The 20,029-nt window shown below is 56.7% G+C and carries 17 protein-coding genes; 9 read left to right on the top strand and 8 right to left on the bottom strand.

From position 1 onward, the window contains the following. Positions 1–61: 61 nt before the first annotated feature. Genes EI77_RS04035 through EI77_RS04025 form a run of 3 tightly spaced genes read left to right on the top strand, consistent with a single transcriptional unit; the run spans position 62 to position 2,654 of the window. Complete coding sequence (locus EI77_RS04035) at positions 62–952, top strand: ABC transporter ATP-binding protein (protein WP_133793457.1); 891 nt, start codon at positions 62–64, stop codon at positions 950–952. Positions 953–981: 29 nt separating this feature from the next. Beyond that, entirely contained in the window at positions 982–1,869 is an 888-nt protein-coding gene (locus EI77_RS04030) for an ABC transporter permease subunit (RefSeq protein WP_133793456.1), read from the top strand. Continuing rightward, entirely contained in the window at positions 1,869–2,654 is a 786-nt protein-coding gene (locus EI77_RS04025) for a hypothetical protein (protein WP_133793455.1), read from the top strand. The genes EI77_RS04030 and EI77_RS04025 overlap by 1 nt, the downstream gene beginning before the upstream one ends. 20 nt (positions 2,655–2,674) lie before the next feature. Here EI77_RS04025 and EI77_RS04020 read toward each other — a convergent pair whose 3' ends face one another. Further along, on the bottom strand, positions 2,675–3,382 hold the full coding sequence (locus EI77_RS04020; protein WP_133793454.1) for a hypothetical protein: 708 nt from the start codon (positions 3,380–3,382) through the stop codon (positions 2,675–2,677). Between the two features lie 159 nt (positions 3,383–3,541). Here EI77_RS04020 and EI77_RS04015 point away from each other — a divergent pair, with 159 nt between their 5' ends. After that, positions 3,542–4,345 (top strand): polysaccharide lyase, encoded by an 804-nt coding sequence (locus EI77_RS04015; RefSeq protein ID WP_133793453.1) that lies wholly within the window; start codon positions 3,542–3,544, stop codon positions 4,343–4,345. 21 nt (positions 4,346–4,366) lie between these two features. Here EI77_RS04015 and EI77_RS04010 read toward each other — a convergent pair whose 3' ends face one another. Beyond that, positions 4,367–6,316, bottom strand: a complete 1,950-nt coding sequence (locus EI77_RS04010) for an efflux RND transporter periplasmic adaptor subunit (protein ID WP_133793452.1) — start codon at positions 6,314–6,316, stop codon at positions 4,367–4,369. A gap of 9 nt (positions 6,317–6,325) precedes the next feature. After that, the gene (locus EI77_RS04005; protein ID WP_208300256.1) at positions 6,326–7,903 is read right to left on the bottom strand and encodes a TolC family protein; all 1,578 of its coding nucleotides are present in this window, start codon (positions 7,901–7,903) and stop codon (positions 6,326–6,328) included. A 139-nt stretch (positions 7,904–8,042) separates the two neighbouring features. On the opposite strand from EI77_RS04005, the gene EI77_RS04000 reads away from it, so the two are divergent. The 4 genes from EI77_RS04000 (at position 8,043) to EI77_RS03985 (ending at position 11,416) form a co-directional block, all read left to right on the top strand. Next, a complete protein-coding gene (locus EI77_RS04000) occupies positions 8,043–9,008 on the top strand; it encodes an NHL repeat-containing protein (protein WP_133793450.1) in 966 nt (321 codons plus the stop codon). Beyond that, the gene (locus EI77_RS03995; protein ID WP_133793449.1) at positions 9,005–9,616 is read left to right on the top strand and encodes a hypothetical protein; all 612 of its coding nucleotides are present in this window, start codon (positions 9,005–9,007) and stop codon (positions 9,614–9,616) included. The genes EI77_RS04000 and EI77_RS03995 overlap by 4 nt, the downstream gene beginning before the upstream one ends. 50 nt (positions 9,617–9,666) lie before the next feature. Continuing rightward, positions 9,667–10,080 carry an OsmC family protein gene (locus tag EI77_RS03990; protein WP_133793448.1) on the top strand — a complete coding sequence of 138 codons (414 nt, stop codon included), beginning with the start codon at positions 9,667–9,669 and terminating at the stop codon, positions 10,078–10,080. 73 nt (positions 10,081–10,153) lie between these two features. Further along, positions 10,154–11,416 carry a Gfo/Idh/MocA family protein gene (locus EI77_RS03985; RefSeq protein WP_133793447.1) on the top strand — a complete coding sequence of 421 codons (1,263 nt, stop codon included), beginning with the start codon at positions 10,154–10,156 and terminating at the stop codon, positions 11,414–11,416. A 91-nt stretch (positions 11,417–11,507) separates the two neighbouring features. Here the strand turns inward: EI77_RS03985 and EI77_RS03980 are convergent, their stop codons facing one another. Continuing rightward, a complete protein-coding gene (locus EI77_RS03980) occupies positions 11,508–12,032 on the bottom strand; it encodes a PH domain-containing protein (protein ID WP_133793446.1) in 525 nt (174 codons plus the stop codon). 389 nt (positions 12,033–12,421) lie between these two features. On the opposite strand from EI77_RS03980, the gene EI77_RS03975 reads away from it, so the two are divergent. Then, complete coding sequence (locus EI77_RS03975; RefSeq protein ID WP_133793445.1) at positions 12,422–13,216, top strand: PEP-CTERM sorting domain-containing protein; 795 nt, start codon at positions 12,422–12,424, stop codon at positions 13,214–13,216. A gap of 55 nt (positions 13,217–13,271) precedes the next feature. On the opposite strand, the gene vccD is transcribed toward EI77_RS03975, so the two are convergent. From vccD to vccA, 4 genes are read right to left on the bottom strand one after another with little or no spacing between them, the layout of a single operon-like run. Next, on the bottom strand, positions 13,272–13,907 hold the full coding sequence (gene vccD / locus EI77_RS03970) for a Verru_Chthon cassette protein D (RefSeq protein WP_166647015.1): 636 nt from the start codon (positions 13,905–13,907) through the stop codon (positions 13,272–13,274). A gap of 7 nt (positions 13,908–13,914) precedes the next feature. Next, positions 13,915–15,039, bottom strand: a complete 1,125-nt coding sequence (gene vccC / locus EI77_RS03965) for a Verru_Chthon cassette protein C (RefSeq protein ID WP_133793443.1) — start codon at positions 15,037–15,039, stop codon at positions 13,915–13,917. After that, positions 15,036–15,557 (bottom strand): Verru_Chthon cassette protein B, encoded by a 522-nt coding sequence (gene vccB, locus EI77_RS03960; RefSeq protein ID WP_133793442.1) that lies wholly within the window; start codon positions 15,555–15,557, stop codon positions 15,036–15,038. The genes vccC and vccB overlap by 4 nt, the downstream gene beginning before the upstream one ends. A 19-nt stretch (positions 15,558–15,576) precedes the next feature. Continuing rightward, positions 15,577–19,986 (bottom strand): Verru_Chthon cassette protein A, encoded by a 4,410-nt coding sequence (gene vccA / locus EI77_RS03955; RefSeq protein WP_133793441.1) that lies wholly within the window; start codon positions 19,984–19,986, stop codon positions 15,577–15,579. Positions 19,987–20,029: the final 43 nt, after the last annotated feature.

The following is a 20,029-nucleotide window of genomic DNA, read 5'->3' as shown; positions in this document are numbered from 1 at the left end:
ATAAAGACGGAAGCTGATTGACACCGGGCCAGGGTTTCCCTTTCATTGACGAAAACCGCCCATGTCTGATCCTGCTGCCCATCCCCCTGCTGTGACTGTGGAGAACCTGACGAAGGTTTTTAAAGGAGGGCTGGGGAAGAAGGGGTTTGTGGCAGTGAGGGACTTGTCCCTGGAAGTGAAGGCGGGGGAGGTGTATGGACTCATCGGGCCGAATGGGTCTGGCAAGTCCACGACGATGAAGGCGATTCTAGGTCTGCTGGCACCGACACGTGGAAAGACGACGATTTTTGGCCAGTCGAGCACAGAGGTGGCAAGCCGGAGGGAGGTGGGTTTTTTGCCTGAGAACCCATATTTTTACAAGCACCTGAACGGGATGGAAACGCTGCTTTTTTATGGCCGCCTGTGCAGCATGGGGGGCAAGGAACTGAAGGACCGGGCGCGGGAGATGCTGGCGCTGACGGGGCTGGAGGATGCGGCGGACCGGCGGGTGGCGGGCTACTCCAAAGGAATGCTGCAAAGACTGGGGCTGGCGCAGGCACTGCTACACCGGCCGAGGCTGATCGTGCTGGATGAACCGACGGCAGGGGTGGACCCGGCGGGGTCGCGGAAGATCCGGGATCTGGTGCTGGGGTTTAAAAAGGAGGGCCTGACGGTGCTGGTGACGAGCCATCTGCTGGAGCAGATGCAGGAGGTGTGTGACCGGGTGGGCATCATGGCGCATGGAAAAATGATGCGTGAAGGCCGGGTGGATGAACTCATCGCGGTGGAAAATCACACGGAGCTGGTGCTGGCGGATGCCTCCCCGGAACTGCTGGCGGAGATCACACGGCTGGTGGAAAAAAGCGGGCGCGCGAAGCTGATCCACAGCGGGCATCCCCGCACGACGCTGGAGCGGCTTTTCCTGGAAGCGACCGAAAGCAGTGTGCCCGAGGATGCCGCGCCGAAGCGATAACGTATAGAATTTCGAATATTGATCCCCCCATGGCTTCCAAGTCCCATACTAACTTTTCCCCGGCGCGAATCTGGACGCTGGCTGCGGCCACGGTGACACAGCTCATCCGCATGAAGATCCTGGCGTTTTTGGTGGTCCTCTGCATTGCCCTGGTGGCATGGGGATTTGCCTTTTCGGTCTTGAATCCAGAGCAGCAGCTCAAGCAGCTGAAGGCGGGTGCGTTTGCGGCGCTGCAGGTCTTCAGCATTGTGATTGCCATTGTGGCGACGGCGCTGCTGCTGCCCCGTGATCTGGAGGACCGGACGCTGTATACGATTTTGTCCAAACCGGTGCCGCGTTATGAATACCTGTTGGGCAAGCTGCTGGGGGTGCTGCTGCTGATCGGCGCGGGTCTGGTGGTAATGGACGTGGCCTTTAGCGGGGTGCTGTATCTGCGGGAGAGAATGCTGCTGGCACAGATCATTCAATCGCTGAATGCTTCGAGCACGGAGGATCTGGCCCAGATCGAAGGTTATGTGGCGAAGCAGGGACTGACGTGGAATCTGCACCTGGGAGTGATGGCCATTTTCCTGAAAGCGGCTGTGGTGTCTTCCCTGGCGCTGATGATCTCCTGCTTTGCGAGCAGTACGCTTTTCACGGTGATGATCACGTTCTCTGCGGTCGTCATTGGGCATGGTCAGGCGATGATGCGTGATTTTTTCCTGAATGGGAAAATGACTGCGGTGATGGAACAGGGACTGTCTGCCCTGCTGGCTATTTTGACACCTGACCTGGGGGTCTTTGATGTGGTGGAAAACGTGATCCAGGGAGAGGTGGTGACGTGGGGTGCCACGCAGGTGATGCTGGGCACGGCGGCGATGTATGTGGTGGGATATTGTGTGGTCTCCCACCTGCTGTTTGTGGAGAAGGAGCTGTGATGAAAAGGAAACTGCAAGCATTGATGGTGTTTCTGATCCTCGGCGTGCTGAAGCTGCCGGTGGATGAGGCGGCGACGCGTCATCTGCGGGAGGCACGCCTTTTGAGTCCGCCGCTGGAAATGAGCCTGCGGGACAGCATCGGGCAGATGGGATTTGCGGCATCGCTGGGTGGGCTGCGGTCCCTGGTGGCCAGCCTGATGTATCTGCAGACCTATGATGCGTGGTCCAATGTGGACTGGGGGCGGGTGGACAGCTATTTTAAGATTACGACAGCCCTGCAGCCACGTTATGACAAATACTGGGACGAGGCGGCGTGGCACATGGCGTATAATGCGGCGACGAGTTATCTGGAAAATCAGGAGATCAATCCAGCGGTGCGCGGGAAGCTGTATCACGACCATATCCAGCGGGGTGTGGACATTCTGAAAGAAGGGCTGAAAGTGCTGCCGGACAGCCCGCGCCTGTGGAATACGCTGGCTGAGGTGTATGAGCGCAGGGTTAGGGATCCGCAGAAGGCGGGGGATTGTTACCTGGAAGTGATGCGCTTGACTGGCAATCCGCGATTTGGCCGTCTGGCAGGCTATGAGTATGCGAAGACGTATGACCGCAGCCTGTGGCAAAAGGCGTATGATTTGCTGAAGGACTCCTATGATAAAAACCAGCGCCCGCCGAGCCTGATCAATACGCTGAAGCAGATGGAGAAGCAGCTCAACCTGCCGGCTGAAAAACGTATTCCCGAAGGATACATTGCTCTGCCTAACCAAGCAGGGCGGAGCGGACCGTAGAGATCTATTTCAAAGGGTTCTTATTTGCGCTCATTCGCCACTGCACCCCGGTCTTTGGGCAGGCCAGAAGAGGCCCATTCATAGACCTGCTTACCCTGGTGTGAGATTTTGACGACCATGCCTTCAATCGTGTCCTTGTTGCGTGAGCGGGATCCATCTGCGTAGTAAAAACCACCTTCGAGCTTGGAGGTTTTCAACTGCACTGTGGTGGTTTTGATGGCGGTTTCCTCCAGATGTTTGAGGCTGGGGATGGTGGCGTTGCCAGTGGCTTTGCGTGTCACCATCGTGGGGCCGTTGGCCTGGCTGTAGTAGATTTCATAGTTCACCTTCAGTCCTTCCAGCGTCTGGTTAGAGCGGTTGGCCAGCTTGAGATTGCACAGCCAGGTTTCAGTGGTGATCTCCACATTGTTCACTGTCTGTTTGGTGCTATTCGCTTTGTCCTTGGTGTAGCTGCTGGCGAAGTCATACTTGATGGTGACGGGATTGGCTTTGCGCCACTCGGCAACGAAAGCCTGGTCGCTCTCGCTGAATTTGTTGATGGGCACTGCCAGGATGGGTCCATTGACCAGTTTCAAAGTCACCATGTCTGGGGTTGCGGACTGAATCTCAGCCAGGAGGGTGCGCCCATCTGGACTGGTGAAGGTGCGTGGCTCAGCATGAAGGCCTGGGATAAGGCTGAAAATCAGAAGCGCACAGGCGGAGCAGAGGGCGGTTGATGATGGGAGCATAAGATTTCTTCGTGGAGCTTTGAGAAAGTGAGGAAGTTAATCAACGGTGTCAATCCTGCTTTTCTTTAGGTGGCATCTAAGATTAAACGTAAAAAATGAAAGAATAAAAAAGCAGTTCTTCGTGCTTTTCCCAGAGGCTTCGCCGTGGCTGAGTGGTGCATGCTTTTGCGCTCGTTGTTTGCACTCCATTTATTGACTGTTGCCGCCGCATTCGGGGCGGAGTTGCCGCTGACGGTTTCATTGTCCGGCGAGCCGGGAGTGTATAGCAAAGCGCAGTGGAAAAAAGACTGGCCGGGCTGTGGCTTCGAAGGAGGCATCGAGCCGGGGCGGGTGACTTTGGTCAATGCAGGAAAGGATTCTGCGTTGAGGGTAAATTTTGCGCCGGGACAGATCGGCCCTGAGAAGGGTGGGGCAGGGTGGCGCTGGCCGGTGGGGCGGCATGAGGGGGCGGAGCTAAGCTACACGCTGCGGTTTGGGCCTAACTTTGAATTTGTCAAAGGTGGCAAGCTGCCGGGTCTTTGCGGTGGGCCGGAGAACGTCAGCGGGGGGCGTCCCTCAGACGGAAAGAACGGATTTTCAGCGCGCCTGATGTGGCGGAGGGAGGGCAGGGGCGAGGCGTACATTTATCACAAAAATCAGCCGGATAAATACGGGCACAGCTTTCCTTTTCCTGAAGACTTCCGCTTTCCTATAAATGAGCCCGTGCAGGTGAGGCTGGCGGTGACGATGAATACGCCGGGTAAACGCGACGGAACCCTGAGGGTATGGATCGCCTTGCCAGACCAGGCGGAAAAAATGATGGTGGAGCAGACGGATATGGAATGGCGCAGTTCCGACAGTTACGGGGTGGACGGCCTATACTTTGAGACCTTCCATGGCGGAGGTGACAAATCCTGGGCACCGAAAAAAGACTGTTGGGCGGAGTTCGGAAACCTGTCCGTGAGAGGCACGAAGGGGAAGTAAAGCTGGAAAGGGCATATCCCTTCAAATCCACCAGCGCATCCGCAGCCAGCGGGTAAATTTGCGCAAAAGCACAGCACCTGCCGGCCGGCGGCCAAGCTCGATTTTGGCACGTCCAGTTAGGCCGGGACGCATCCGGGGCTGAAGCTCACCGGGGATGTCTATTTGGGGAAGCGTGATGCTGAAGACGCCGCCATCCGGGCCAGGCTGGAGGGCGGGGCTGATCTGCTGCTTACTGGTGAGTTGAGCATGCAATTCACGGGAGCTTTGAGTATAGAGCAGGTAATCCACCGGGCGCGCACCGTCTTCATCCAAGGCTTCTTCTAAAAGGCTGATATCCGCCTCGGCAATCTCAATGCGCAAATCCCAGGCACCCACGCTGGCGACCTCAGCCAGCACCTCGCCAGCTTGCAGGAAGGTACCGTTTTTCAGGTGGATGTCCTTGGTCATCACCAAGCCGTCCAGAGGGGATTTGAGTTCGGCGAGAGTGATTTCCATGCGCAGCCGGTTTTCCGTTTCTGCCTGGGCAGCAGCTTCCAGACTGGCGATTCTGGCCAGGGCTTCTTTTCCCTGGCCGCGCTGTCTTTCGGCTTCGGCCTCCAGGCGTTTGCGGGCCTGGGAGCTGGCGTTGAGGTCACTTTGCAGGCGGCGGGTATCCAGCCGGGCGATAATTTGATTTCTGGTTATTGGGTCACCTTCGCGGACGAGCACTTCTTCCACTCGGCCTGCGGCTTCAGCCGTGACGAGCGCACGCTTGAGCGGCAGCAGGCTACAGTCTCCCTCCACCTTCACTTTCATCGGCCACAGTGCGGCGATAACAAAAAGCGTAGCAATAAAGGCGCTCCGGAAAACCCAGCGCCGCTTGCGCGAGGCGGAGGCTTCATGCTGCCATCGGCCCACTTTGGCCAGTGTTTTGCCAAAGGGCATGGCCTGGTGCACAAGTGCGGAGTTCAGTGATTTGCCCGCAAGATCCGCCAGCCACTGGGCCAGGGCCAGAGATGGAGGACGAGGATCTCCAGGTGCACCAGAGCTACCAAAGGTCGCCGCATCCGTACTTTCACAAAGCAGGGAGCCCAGCACTCGGCCCTCCGGTCCGTCACGCAGAGGTACCAGGGCGGCGGACTGCATCTGGCTGTCAGTGAAGTAAGGTTCTTCATTGTTAGCCACCACCACCCACGGCTGATCACGGGCCTGGCGGGAAACAAAGCTCAGCATACCGGTGACGAGACGGCTGCGTTTATCGACAGACTCCTGGCCAGAAATGGCCACCACGCGCCAGCGGTCTCCCTCGCGCACCAGAATGCTAGCGCGGTTAATATTTAAAAGCTCGCGCACATGGGCGGTGGCCAGCTTGGCCCCTGTTTCAGCATCCAACACCCCGGTGAGATCGGAGGCAAGCTGTAGCAGTCTCTGCTGGCGCTGGCTCTGGGCACCCAGATCACGCAACTGACGTGAACGCAGGCGTGGACCCAGTTCGGTCATCAGGGCCTGGATCATGAGCACCAGTTCTGCCAGTTTTTTAGGATCACTCTGTGCTGAAAACCACAGTTGCACGGCCCCAAGAAAATCATCCCCGCTACGCAAAGGGGCACCGATGATGGCATGAGGCCCCAAGTTGACCAACACGCCGGGAGTCACAGGTCCCTGACTGGCAGGCGAAGGCATCAAAACGAGAGGTTGAGCAGAAAGGATGGTCTCAGTGGCTGCACGCAGGGTCTGCTGACGTTGCTCACTGTCGGCGGCTCCGGCAGCAGCCTCCATCTCCATACTTGCGCCTAACCGAAGGGATATTTCTTTGCCGGTGCGCTGGGCCACCATCCAAACTGCACCGCCAAGGGCCTCCGTCGCACTGACCAGTCTTTGCAGGACGGCTTGAAAAATTTCCGCCTCACTGGCATTCATGGCAGCCAGACGTGAGAGCTCCGTGGAAAGGGCTTTCAGTGCCTGCTGGCGTTCTGGAGTGGGGGCGGCCATTTGGGGAGATCAATGTTTGTCCTTCACCGCTTGGGGCTGTCGGCTGCTGCGGTCAATGCGGATGCCCTGGCGCTCCAGAAGGGTGCCGCTGATGAGGGCTAGTTGCGTAGCCGCTTTGTTGTAATCCGCCAGCGCGGCGATCTGACGAGTACGTGCATCGGCCTGGCCGCTGCGTGCTTTGAGTACATCAAAGGTGCGTGCCACACCTTCGCCTAACCGTTTTTGCTCTGTTTCCAGTAGGCGCTCGCTCAGGCCTACGGATTCGCGGGTGGATTCCAGCCTAGCTTTGGCCGCTTTGACCTGGGCGATGATGGTGTCCAGTTCCACAGAGACATTCAGCTCGGACCGGGCAATGTTCAGGATGGCCTGCTGCTGGCGATTTTCCGCGACGGCGCTGTTGGCTTTCGCCGTGCGGTTTCCTAGCGGGATGGAAAACTGGAAGCCCACCTGGGTATCGTATCCCTGCCGATCAAAGGCCTGTTGGTAGGCCCCGCTGCGATCCCCGCTAAGGCCGTTAGCCGTCAGAGTCGCCTGTAAATCCAGCCGGGGCAGCAGCTGGTTGCGTGAATACTTGACGACGATGGCTTGCTTTTCCGCCTCCTCAATGGCGGCTCGGTGATCTGGACGGCGAGCAAGTGCCGTCCGTAAAAGGCGCTCACGATCCGTGTGTGGTGAGATGATCGGCAGGGAGTCCCGGGGTAAAAAAATCAGCCCGCTGCCTTCTTCCAAAGAACCCAAGATCTGTCCTTTAATGCTGCGCTGTTTTTCCACAGCGAAACTCAGCGCGGTGATCACCTCTTCCCGCGCCAAAGCCACGGCCACCTCCGCTTCTTGCACATCTGCCGGGGAGAGTTGGCCCGCCTCCAGCCGCTTCTGGTTTTCAGCCACCAGCTTTTGGGCAAAGATGACGACATCCCGCTTCACCCCCAGATTTTCCACGGCAAAGATCAGGTCGTAGTAATCGAGCATCACCAGGGCGATGGAGCGCTGAAGTCTGGCCTCCCATTGGTGATCGGCGATGGCTTCATTTTTCCGGCTCACCCGCACCTCAGCCAGATTCACATCGGGGCCGAAATCACGAAGGAGAGGTTGGGTCAGCGTCACCCCCACCGCAGCGGCATATTCAGGATAAAAAATAGAGGGCGGACGCTGCCGGTTCAGGTCATTGCGAAACTCCCCCAAGCTGGCAAAGATCTTGTATTGGGTGCCCAGGGGCAGCAAGCCTTCGATACCCGTCTGGCTGATGAAGCTCTGCTGTTTGAACATGTTAGGCTCATCCAGTGGCAGGAAGACGCCGCCAGTCTGCACATACTCCAGCGCATTTTGAGGCAAATTGGATTCGCGCCAGGTGGAGCTCAGGAAATAAGCGGGCTCAAATTTGCCCCAGGCCGCATCCGTCTGTGAATCTGCCACCGCCCAGTTGAGCCACTCGATCCGCACATCCAGGCTCTTTTCCAGCACCTTGTGCAGGGCCTCATCCATCGTCAGGTAGCTCGGCTGTAGGCCCATCGTCTCCTCAAAAGTCTGTGCCCGCAGGCCTGGAAGCAGGCAGGTAGTCAGAGCAAGGATGGACAGCAGACGAAGCACCGGGCAAAGTGGGGAGCTAAGGCGGTATTGCAAGCAGGGGGTGAGGTTGCCCCGCAGGATGACACACAGATTAAACCGGATTCATCATGCCTTGATGATTGACCTTGCGTGGGCGCTTCGTTTGGAATGACGCTTCTTTATGCGTCATCCCATCCTTTCTCTTTTCACTGCCCTGGTTCTGGGTGGCACTGCCGCTGCGGAAGTGGCTTATGAATTCACTCCCGATTTCATCACACCGCCTCCTGGTCGGGAAACCATTGGCAATGGGCATGGCGAGATCGCCTGTGACAGTGCGGGCAATTTTTATGTGAGTGTGCAGGGGCCGGATAACGTGGATACCGGGGTGCAGGTGTATGGGCCGGATGGCAAATTCATCAAGGCACTCAAGCTGCCTAACTCCCTCCATGGTTTTGTAATCCGGAAGGATGAGGGCGGGGAATTTATCTTCGCAGCCGTGCTGCTGGAGCAGAAGGTAATCAAAGCCAAGCTGGATGGAACGGTCGTGATGGAGATCCCCACCAGTGCCTTTCCAGAGGGCAAAGCGGGGCCGAAAGGTCTGAAACTCACCAATTGCGATGTGGCACCCAATGGGGACATCTACGTGGTGGACGGCTATGGGCAGAGCTGGATTTTCGTGTTTGACCGTGCTGGCAAATTCAAATCCGTCTTTGGTGGACCGGTCGAGCCATTGAAGCTGGCCAATACGCACAAGATCTTCATTGACCGCCGGTTCGAGCCTGCCCGTATCCTGGCCTGTGACCGTGGCAATAACCGCCTTTTGCACCTGGATCTGGAAGGTAACTTGATCAGCATCATCGCCAGTGAAGGTCTCCGCCGCCCTAGCAGTGCCTCCTTTCATGGCGACCTCATGTGCGTGGCCGAAATCGCCGGACGTGTGAGTGTCTGGGATAAAGAGGGCAAGCAGGTGGCCGAGTTGGGTGTCAATGATACTCAGGGCCAGACCAACACGCCGAAAGTTACGCCACCGGACTGGAAACAGGGTACGGTGACTTCCCCTCACGGCATCACTTTTGACAACGATGGCAACATCCTGGAGACCGAGTGGAATCTTTTCGGTCGCGTGCTGCGCTGGAATAGGAAATGATCCGCTGGAAAAATCTTCTGCCCCTTCTTGCAGGGGGAGCCATGATGGCCCCCCTGTTTGCTTTTGGTCATGCCTGTGAGTTCCTTGTGGCGCGGATGGAGGTCAAGGGGGACCGTCTGCAAATGGAGATCACCGCGGACTATGGTGGTAATCCTTTGATCTCCGATGAAGCTGCTGCGCGTGATGCTTTGAAGTCTATTCTACAGGTGCGCACAGGGACCCAAACACGCTCCCTGGAAGAACTGGCCCCATTGAACATAGGGCATCGCTCCGAATGGGATCCTGACGCGCCCACTGCTTTTGCACCCACGCTGGACGGACAGCCACATCAGCTCCTGGCCGCCGTGTGGCAGTGGCAGGCCGATGCGGCAGAATTAAGTCTAACCGTCCCTGATGGGAACCTGCACGATGTCTTGCTCTGGACCCGTGATGAGACTCTACCCGGCAAGCAGGCTAAATGGATGATGTTGATCGAAGGTGAAAGCACGCCTGTGATCACCCTCCAGAAGCCCCGGCTGATGACGGGCGGCATGCTGGTGGTGATCCTTTGTGTTGCCGGACTTTTGCTGACAGCCTGGAGGGCATTTGGGGCGCGTGGCTACCGATAGTCTGGCATATCCGCCCTTTCCTTTTTCCTGCATCTCAGGTAATTCAGTCTATGGCTGTATCCATCACTGTAGATTACGAAGGCGGGCTGCGCTGCCGCGCTACCCATGGTCCATCGCAAAACCAATTTGTCACCGATGCTCCGGTGGACAACCATGGCAAAGGTGAATCCTTTTCACCCACGGATCTCGTCGCGACTGCTCTGGCCACCTGCATGGCCACGGTCATGAACATCAAGGCCCAACAGAAAGGCTATGACTTGGTGGGCATGAAAGTGAGTGTGGAAAAACACATGAGCGAGGATTCCCCTCGCCGCATCGTCCGGTTGCCCATCATCATTGAGATTCCTTTGCCGGAGACTCATGCGGACCGAAAGATCCTGGAAGCGACTGCTTTGGCCTGTCCTGTTCATCACAGTGTGCACCCGGATATTGACAAGCCCGTGAGCTTCGTCTGGAACGGCTAAGGTTCGAAAAGTATCGGAGCCCGTGTCTTCGCAGCGCAAGACACTAGGCCAAGCAGGCGATTCATCCCTAACCATGAATCGCCGTACCATTCTTCAACAAACGTCCGCCCTTGGGATCACCGCCGCACTTTCATCCCTCACCCGACTGAGGGCTGCCGATAAGGCAGGTAAAAAGCTGAAAGTGGCCGTCGTGGCGCTGGGGCGTGGCATGGCGCATGTGCAGGCACTGCTGAAGCTGCCTGATGTCGAGATCGCCTATTTGGCGGAAACGGATCCTGGCCGGCTCGAAAGGGGCTTGAAGGTGGTCGCTGACAAGCAGGCAGTCTCCTGCCAGGGGGTGAGCGATTTTCGCAAAATCCTGGAAGACAAATCGGTGGATGCGGTCTTCATCGCCACGCCGAATTTCTGGCACACACCCATGGCCATTCTGGCCATGCAGGCCGGTAAACATGTCTATGTGGAAAAACCCGGCAGCCAAAACCCTGGCGAGGCTGAGGCCTTGGTGGCCGCGATGAAGAAGTATGACCGTGTGGTGCAGATGGGCAACCAGCGCCGCACCTGGATGAAGGAAGCCATCGCCTCACTCCATGGTGGTGCCATCGGAACTGTGCGCTATGGACGCGGTTTTTACTACAACTCACGCAAAGCCGTCGGTGCGCCCGTGGCCCCGGCACCTGCCGAAATGGACTGGAACCTCTGGCAAGGTCCCGTCGCTGACGATGCCCAGCATGACATCAAATACGCCCACTACGACTGGCACTGGCTGTGGCATTGGGGCAATGGCGAGCTGGGTAACAACGGCATCCATACCCTGGATATCCTGCGCTGGGGCATCAAGGGCGACTATCCCGTCAAAGTCACTTACAATGGCGGTCGTTACTTTTACGACGATGTCCAGGAGACCCCTGATACCGGCACCGCCGTGTATGATTTCGGCCATGCAGGCATCAGTTGGGAATGCAGCAGTTGTCATCCGCGCGCTGCTGAAAAGCCTCTGGCTGAGGTCGTATTCTATGGCGACAACGGCACCATGGGTATCGGTCGGGATTCCTGGACAATTTATGATCCCAAGGGAAAAGAGATTAGCACTGAGAAAGGTGCCGGAGGTGGGGACCCCGCCCACATGGGAAATTTCCTGGATGCCATCCGTGGCACCGCCCAGCTCAATAGCCCCATTGAAGAGGGCCAGAAGAGCACCATGCTCTGCCATCTCGGTAACATTGCCTATCGTACAGATTCAGTCGTCCGCTGCGATCCAAAGACAGGCAGGCTGATCAACAATCCTGAAGGCGAAAAGCTCTGGAGCCGGGAGTATCGGCCAGGCTGGGGACTCTAAGGTGAGGACTGCTAATCCCTGAGAATGAGGGAACATTCCCTCATTCTCCATCAGCACAAGCCGATCGCATCATGCGCCGGATGGCAAATGTTTATGCAACGAGGGCATCGCCGCCGTCACCACCCACATCGAGTTCGCGTACACGCTTGCGGTCACGCTCCGCCTGCACGGCCGTGCGCAGCATCTCACGCACGCCTTCCACACCTGGGATGGCATTGATTTCCACAGTCGGTGTGCTCATGTCGGAGGTGATCAGAGTTAGATTACCCAGTCCCATCATGCGAAGGAACAGAGGCTGGTCCATGGCATAATCTTTCACTCGGAAAAGCTCCAGTTCTTCCAATTTCCTGTTGAGGATGCCACTGCTGATTTTAAGACGCTGAGTGGTCAGCTCATAGGCCGTGCATTTCGTGACCCACCAGCGGATGATCCACATTAAGAGGGGTACCACCAGACCGATAGCGGCGAGTCCGCCTGTGGCCACAGCGGCCACACCGCAGCCAGCGGCCAGCAGAAGGCAGAAGAAATAATACCAAAAATGGACCCACTGGGAGGTGTGACCCTTCCAGAGAGAAGTTTCGGAGGGTGATCCGGCGGGGGCAATAGTTGTGGACATAGGCTTTTAGAGTCGGTGAAAGTCACCATAAACAGAAGCGATATTCACGCCAAGCCTCAATGCTGGTAAATTAAACCACTTGCCAACATATTGAATGGCCACATCGCTCGGCGAGCATGGTCGGTTGGGATAGGATTGAGGGGGGTCTTTGCTATGTGGTGAATCGGATCAGATGACTCACATCTGTCTTAGGTGGCATCAGGGATCAGATATAAATTTAATCTGACAAAAATTTTACATCCAAAAGGGATTCACTCGTGAGCACGGACGCGAACGCTTGTTGGTCGGTAGTAAATTTATGAAAAACCAAATCTGCTCCTATGAATGCGTACACTTATATCCATACTCCCGTCAGGCGGTTTCTGGCCCGGCTTGCGCTAGTTTCAATAATGACTGCGTCGATAGCCCAGGCACAGAATCTGATCTCGTCTGCGGAGTTCTTTGATCCAGACTTTGAGGTTCGCCGCCCTGGGGTGGCGAATTTTACCGGTCTGACTGTTGATACGGCATTGTACACGCCGGACCCTGCATCGCAAACCGCAGGTAATGTCGCCTGGAGCCATTCGGCGGGAGGGTTGGTGCAAGCGGGGATTGAGGGCATCGTGGACCAACAGCTTGCCGCTTACACACGAACGCAGGCAGATTCATTGATCTTTGGCCGCGAATTGCAAACAAGTTTGTTGGGTGTGATATCCGATGAAGATCTGACTGACCTAACTAATGATGTAGTCGGTGCAAGTGTGATCAATACCTGGTTCACAACCGCCACGGTGGCTAATTTGAATCTGAGCCAGGGGGTGCTTTACTCCGTCAATTTTGAGGTCACCATGGGCGATGGCATAGGCCTCAATGCACTGAGTTATGCCAATTTCACTCTCCTGAATGGAGAGACACCCATCCAGGGTGTGAATATGGCGCAGACGCTGAATCTGCTGGATTTTATCACGGTGGGGCCAGATGCCAGCAATATCGAGGTGCAGTTTTATGCGCCGGGAGGCCTAACTGATATTGGCTTTGAATTCGAAGCTGCCACAGTTGCGGACGTCAATCTGCTCGGCGGGATCACAGACAACCAAACCGTGCTGGAGTTTACCAACTTCTCCGTGGCACCTGTGCCTGAAGCGGGAAGCATGATTCTTTCAGCCCTCGGTTTTATTTTCATCCTGCGCCGCCGCAGGCTTTGATGAATCCTTTGTTAGCGGTAGCTCCGGCCCTTTCTCAGGAAGGGCCGGGGTACATTCACTCAGGGCGGTAGATCTCTAATCTAGAGGTGACGGGATCAATCTGAATGGTATAAAAATTGGGCGGCAGTTCTGTCAGCTGGCTGCTCTGACTGTCAACCAGGGTGAGATGCCAGCGCACGGCTTCCAGCAAGTCGGTAGAGCCGTCAGGCCGGAAGCGAATGGCCACATAGTCACGATCTCCTTCAGGGGAGGTTTCGGTCTGTGGAGCCAGATTCCAAAGACTGGAAAAAGAGGGATTGGCACTGATGGCGATACTTTCAGGAAGTATTTCAGGTGGGCCGAGTTGTTTGAGACTGGCCACTTCACTACCGGATTCAGCAGCCAGATCCGGGTCGTTTTCCTCCCATTGAAAAAGCTGCAAATAGTGACCTTTGCTGCCATCAACAGGATTGGCCAGTGGTGCTTTGTACAGCCTCAGTTCAATATCGGATGAGAAGGTGAGTGCCAGCCCATGCGCTTCGATTATTTTACCTGTGATCTGTTCCCCTGCGGAGGTGAGGCGGCTGGCTTTGATGGCACCCAGCATGGAAGGGGTGGCCAGGGCGATGAGCACACTGAGGATAATGACGACGGAAAGGCTTTCAATGAGTGTGAAGCCACGGCGCGGTGTGGCGGGAGAAAACGTTTTCATAAAGCTCTCAATAAGTTTTGCTGTCCCACGCTGCATTGCGCAGGGGGATGGAGGCGGTGAAGACCCGGTAGTTTAGTTTCTGACGGTTGAGGTATTCCTTCATGCGGTCGAGATCGCGCTCATAATGTTCAGCCTCGTCAAAGGGGGCATCGGCTTCAGCGGCAATGTCCACTGGACTGTTGCCACGTGCCGCAGCCCAGCGGCTAAGGCTGTCCTCTTCCGCCGCGATGAGGGTGACACGGACGAGGGGCGGCAGCAGGTGGCGTGTGCCTTCGTCAAGAGTGCCATCTTGTCTGAGTATGGGGGCGTCCAGCGCGGGAGTAGCATTATTGGTATCTCGGGAGCTGTATTGGTAGCCGGGGGCGATCCACCACTTTTTGCGGGTGGTCCCTGTCAGGGTTTCCTCTGGCACTTGAGGTGAGATGGCCATGAAGAGGATATTGTCAGCGATGGGACGGGAAACAGCATCCAGATCCTGTTTATACCAGTTTTCATTGGCATAGACGGTGTTGCCCTGAATACCTTTTTTTGAGCCAGTCTCAGGTGTTGCGACCTGCTCTGCGGGGGGACGGTACTCCATCAGTTGGTAACGATGCTTCACGGGTACCACGCCACCGGGTAAAAATGAGGGGCGCTGGTCTTCATTGCTGCGGTAGCGGATGTAATAACCGCGTGCATTGAGCAGGCTGCTGAGTCCGCGATAGTTTTGGCTTAGTCCCAAAGGTGCCTGAAAAAACAAAGCGTAACCCGGATACAAGTCAGGAGTGGCTTCTTCATCCCCCAACGTTACAGCGGGCGTGATCCGAAAATCCAGCTCTGACTGGCGTACGTAGCCAGTGGGCGGCTCAGTGCTTTCAGCCGGTGGGATATTGGAGCCGGTGCTGCTGTAATGATAATCCCAGTAGGTATTCAGCGTGGCCTGGGAAAGATTTCGCGTGATGGTCTCAAAGGCGATGCGTGCATTTCGAAACTGGTTCACCTTGCCTTTGGTTTCCCGCCAGGAGCGCTGCATAGTCTCCAGGGCACTCATGGTCACGAGGAGGAGAATGGACAGTACGGCGGTGGAGACGAGCAACTCCACCAGGGTGAATCCGTTGGACCTTCTGCCCGGTGAATGAAGGTGAGCATTCATTTTCCGGTACGGGCGATGAGGGTGGTGTGCGTGCGGTAAGTAACAGGAAGCGCACGATCAAAATCGAAATTTGGATTCGCCGCATTGGTCACCCTCACGGTCACACGCCTGAGATAGGGATCGTAGTCTTCGTTCGTGGCTGTGCTGTCTGCAGTCAGCGGTACATCTGCCGGTGGGACGCTGACTTCCGCAATGTAGGCGAGGTCCATGCCGGGATTTTCTGCTTCGATAGCGACGCCCTGGTCGTCAAAGAAATAACGCTGCTGGTCAAAGGCGGGTGCCAGCAGGTCCTCCCCGACGGCGTTATGCCACTTGGCCTGGGTCACAGCACCGAAGAGGTGGTTGGTGATTTGTGTCTCCGCGGCCAAGTCACCAGCCTGACGGATGTTATTCAAGCCTTCCGGGATGAGGCCGAGAAGGGTCGTCATGGCCAGTGCAGTAATGCCGGTGGCGATGGTGACTTCAGCCAGGGAGAAGCCGGAGCGACGAGAGCGGAGGGAGGTGGGGGAAATTTTCATGATTTGTTAGGCGTGGGGGTTAAAAGCCAAAGCGTTGTGTCTGTAGGACACGGAATTCGTGATAGTGATCCAGCGTCTGGCCGGCGGCATTGGTAGCGAAGTCCGGCAGACCGGGCTGAGTCGGGTCCAGGTGGCGTTCAATGAGGGAGGAGCCGCGAAATTCACCGGTTACCTTGTCCTTATCTGTCATCTCATCAGGCTGAGTGGACCGTGCTTTTTTGAGTGTCTGGGCGATGTAATGGACCCGAAAGGTATTGGAGCGTGTTGTGACACGTGGATAAAGGCCAGCATAGGGACGCTCGCGTGTGTTGTCCCCCGTCAGGCGATGGTCACTCCAGAACTTCTCCATGTCCGCATGGGTGGTGATACCGGATGCCCCGCGGGGCACGAGGTGGATGTCGCAAATTTCACTGGCGCTGATGAAGGCTCGACCCTGGGCAAAGCGTTCCTCAAACTGGGCCAGTGTTTTTTCCGCATCGATTTGGTAGTGCCACTTCTTTTCCTGGGCCTTTCCCCAAAAGACATTTTGATTGGAGGCGCTGGGAAATACCTTGTAGTTAGGCGCGTCCTCATTGGGCACGGCATGGATGACCTCTCCGGCCAGCAATGCATGCAGGCCCGTGGCGCGGCGGATGTGGGTGAAGGGAAAGATTTGATAGTTCAGATTGATTTTGCCCGCCGTGGAAAAGGGTTCGCTGATGGCATAAGGCTCCACCACCGGCATCCAGAAGAACTCGAGGAGGAGATGATCTGCCGGACTGTTCCCGCCCAGACGGCTGGGGCCACCTGGATGACCCTGCTGCGGACGAAACAAGAGTGTCTGCCACGGATTGCCTGCTTTGACCCCAGTTGGAAGGGAACCAAAGGTGACGGGGGATGGGATCATCCGGTTAGGTGAATAGAAGTCCTGCTCCGTGCTGCGGTGCTGCGCGCTTTCGCTGAAATAAGCCACGCCCTTATCCCCAGCGACGATGTTCAGATTGCCTTCGTCGGGTTTGTTGATGTAAGGGCCGTCGCGGTGGGGGCCGGGACCGTTGTCAAAATCGCCATAACGCTGGGCCGTGGCTTTGGCATCGGGAAGGTAAGGCAGGTCAGGGATACGGTTGTTGGCATAACCGGCACCGCTTTCATTGGGTACCAGACGGTCACCAAAATCGGCATTGCCGCCGTAGTCGTAACCGGGAAGCTGATTGGAGACAAAGTTGGTGAAGCTGTGAGCCAGCCTGCGTGTGCCGTAGTAGCGGTGCTTTTGCCAGTCCTCAGCAGGGACCACGTTTTTTGCGGCGGTAACACGGTAATCGCCATGACGGATGGTCACGGTCTGCACTACGTCACTGCCCTCGCGTTCTTCTGCGATGTCGATCAGTGCCTGCGTGCTAGCTTTGGACTTGGTACGGAAGGGGCGTGGAGCACCAGTCACAGCAGGGTCGAAGCCGAAAAAGAACGCACCCATGGTGTGTTGATTTTCCACCTGTGGGGCAAGGTTGTGCCGGAAGAGTCGGCCACGGAGAGTCACATCAGCTTGAGGGCCCAACTGATCCCTGCCTACTAGCGAATCACGTCCGGCGAAACCAAGCGCACCGCGAGTATGGAAAGTCCACCAAGCTGGTGGCTCACGTCCAGCGTCCACGGTTTTCCCTTTGGCATTGACCACGGGTCTGGCTGCGGTGCGGACCAGTGTTGGGGCCTTCATTGCGGCGGCAGGGAACTCGGGATGCAGGGTCTGGACCAGCTCTGGAGGAGATTCATCCTTGGTAGCGATGCGGCCCAGATGGCCCGAGTAAATTTCCATAGTCAGCGGGATGCTCTGGCCTCCACCTGTTTCACTGAGTTGCATGGGCAAGCTGCCATCACGCCCCACGTTGATGTCCACATAATCGCTGATGAGGTCGTAGTTTATGACACTGCGGGCACTGTCTGAACTGGCCGATGGCTTTACCTCCCATTCCGCATCTCCCCAGTTCACATCCGCAGGCATAGGATCACGCGCTGGCACTTCACGGGCACGCAGCAATCCCTTCAGCCCCGTGCCATAGCCTCCATGCATCTGTGCTCCGGGGTGGGTAGCACGACGACCTGTGTATAACAATTCCTCGTCATTGGGAAATAAGCGCTGACCATTGACAGCGAACTTGTGCAGTCCCTTGACCTTCACGGTGATGTCCGGCTCGAGGATGGTATAACCAGCCGTTGGAATAAAAAACTCCAACAGAAGGCGCGCCTGGATCCGGCGGAAACCAGGTCTTAGCGGGGTATTGGCCTGGAGTTGGTGGTTCCAGTTTTCACGCTGATATCCGGGATGAGTTTTGTCGGGTCCATACGGGAAGCCGCCGGTCAAAGGGTAAAGGGCGGGTTTGGCTTTTTCATCCTTTGCGGGGTTGGGTTTGGGCCGCGGTGGGAAGTTAGAATACCAGCGATTTTGCCCGACGGGCTGGGTGTTATCCAGTTGGCCTTTGGCGGCGCTGCCACCGCCTGGTTTGCCGATCGCCGGGTCTGCTTCCAGAAAAGGATTGTCAGGGTCATCCGTGTTGTCGGCAGCGCAGATGAAATGCAGGCCTGCTTCACTAATGGTAGGAAAGCGGCCAAATCCCTGGACCACATCACCATTCACTGTCCAGCGAGAAGGCGTGACCTGGCCATGTCCTGGCAGGCCCATCTTTTCCACCTGTCCGTCCACGGCATCAGGGTCGCTTTCTTCCGTTGCGGCAGCAAAAAAACGTGGATCCGTGAAGGTCTTGAAGACGGCTGGACGTACGCTGCCTGCGGCGTATCCCAAAAGCTGGTTGTCTGTGCTGCCAGTGCCATCGATGCGGTCCTCCTCGGTGATGAGGCTGCCATCGTGTAGGTTCACACTGCGGATGTAATCAAAAATTTCGACCAGGATCTGAGGAAGGTCTTTGTCATACTTGCTGTTAAACGTCTGTCCTGCGGATGAGGAAAAACCTGGTACAGGCTTGTCCAGGAGCTCTTGCAGGTAGGTTAGCAGGTCTTTATTCTGGGTGAGGTCGATGTCCTGGCTGGTGGAGTCCGCCCAGCCGCGTTGGAAGACATAGCTGCGTGAGCCACCCGCATTGCGGAGGGTGGAGCAATGGGCAATGAGCTGGTCAAAGGAGGTGCGGTATGCGGAGCCACGATAGCTGACAGGCCAGATGGCGATCTTGGGCAGGCCGAAGGGATTGGCTTCCGGCGCGCGGCTTTGGGCAGTGAGGAAAAAGCCTGCGCGCTGGATGGCCTCCGGCTCAAGTGCTGTTCCATTTAATTGGTTAGGCTGGCGGTTCTCATTCAGCAGCAACTCGTCCAGGCTGGCGTAAAGACGTTCACTGCGGAAGCTGGCTAGATCCACGGCGGCAATCTCTGGATCGTTGTATGCCTTGGTGCCTGCGCGACTGCCACCTGGGCCGACCTTGGGCACGAGACCGTAGATGGCTTCCTTTTGCGCCGTGGAAAGTGACTGTCCGGGAAAGAGGATGGGACTGAGCGCGGTGGTGGCCGGGTGGCCAGGATAACGCTGAAATTCTCCGCCCACTGGCTGGTAACGTGCATAGGCAGCGTCCTGCTCATAAAAAAAAGTGGGCATGGCCCAGGGGGTGGGCTCAGATGCGGTGTTAATATTGACCTTGGAGGATTCATCATCTGTCCAAAACGCGATGCGACCAACGATGGGATTAGCAGAGGTAGCCGGGGCACTGCCGACGAATTCGTTAGCGGCGTTCAGCGTGCCGAGCGCGCCGTCTTTCAGAATGTACATCCATTCCACCGGCATCGGCACACGTTGTGCATCCCCTCCCGTTGTATGTACACCAGCCGCGGTTTGATCCTGGTAGGAAAATCCCCCAGTGCTGGAACCAGTTTCAGATTGAGCCCGTGGATCCAGGATGGGAAACAGCAGTAAAGGTTGGCCCTGAGGTGTGGTGCGAACCGCAGGTTTGTTGAGATCCACGAACCGGAATGGGTTCTGCTGCCAGTCTGCTGGTGCCGAATCCGTTAAAAGCTGGCTTTCGATTTGGCCTGCTTCACGCAGGACGAGAAGCGGGCTGGAGTAGAGCTTGTAGGCAGCCTGCGTTTGGCCATTGGTGGCGAAACGGCGGACTAGACCCGGTTGTGAGGCCCAGGCCTCCCAGCCGCTAGAAGCAGTGTTTTGCGTCGTCGCCTTGCGGAGCTGGGAAATAACAATGTTGACCGCCACATCCGACAGGCGACGGGCCTGCTGCCCATCAGAACTGACATTGGCAGATTTCAGCTCCGTCTGTGAAACCGAAAGCATGGCCACAAGCAGCACTGTCATCAGGGCGACAATGGAAATAACTGTCACCAGCGCGATACCGCGACGTGGTGGGCCAGGAAAAGAAATGATGGACAGGTTCATGACGGGCTTGCGGGGGAGTTCGTTGGAATCTCCGCCTTCCGTGGTCGGATCGGCGTCAATCATATCACACTGGATATGTATGAATTAAGTAGCCTCTAATTCACCC

This window comes from Prosthecobacter fusiformis (genome assembly GCF_004364345.1).
GTDB classification, from domain to species: Bacteria; Verrucomicrobiota; Verrucomicrobiia; order Verrucomicrobiales; family Verrucomicrobiaceae; genus Prosthecobacter; species Prosthecobacter fusiformis.
The sequence above is the reverse complement of the archived record's forward strand: the minus strand, read 5'-3'. Positions and strand labels throughout refer to the sequence as shown.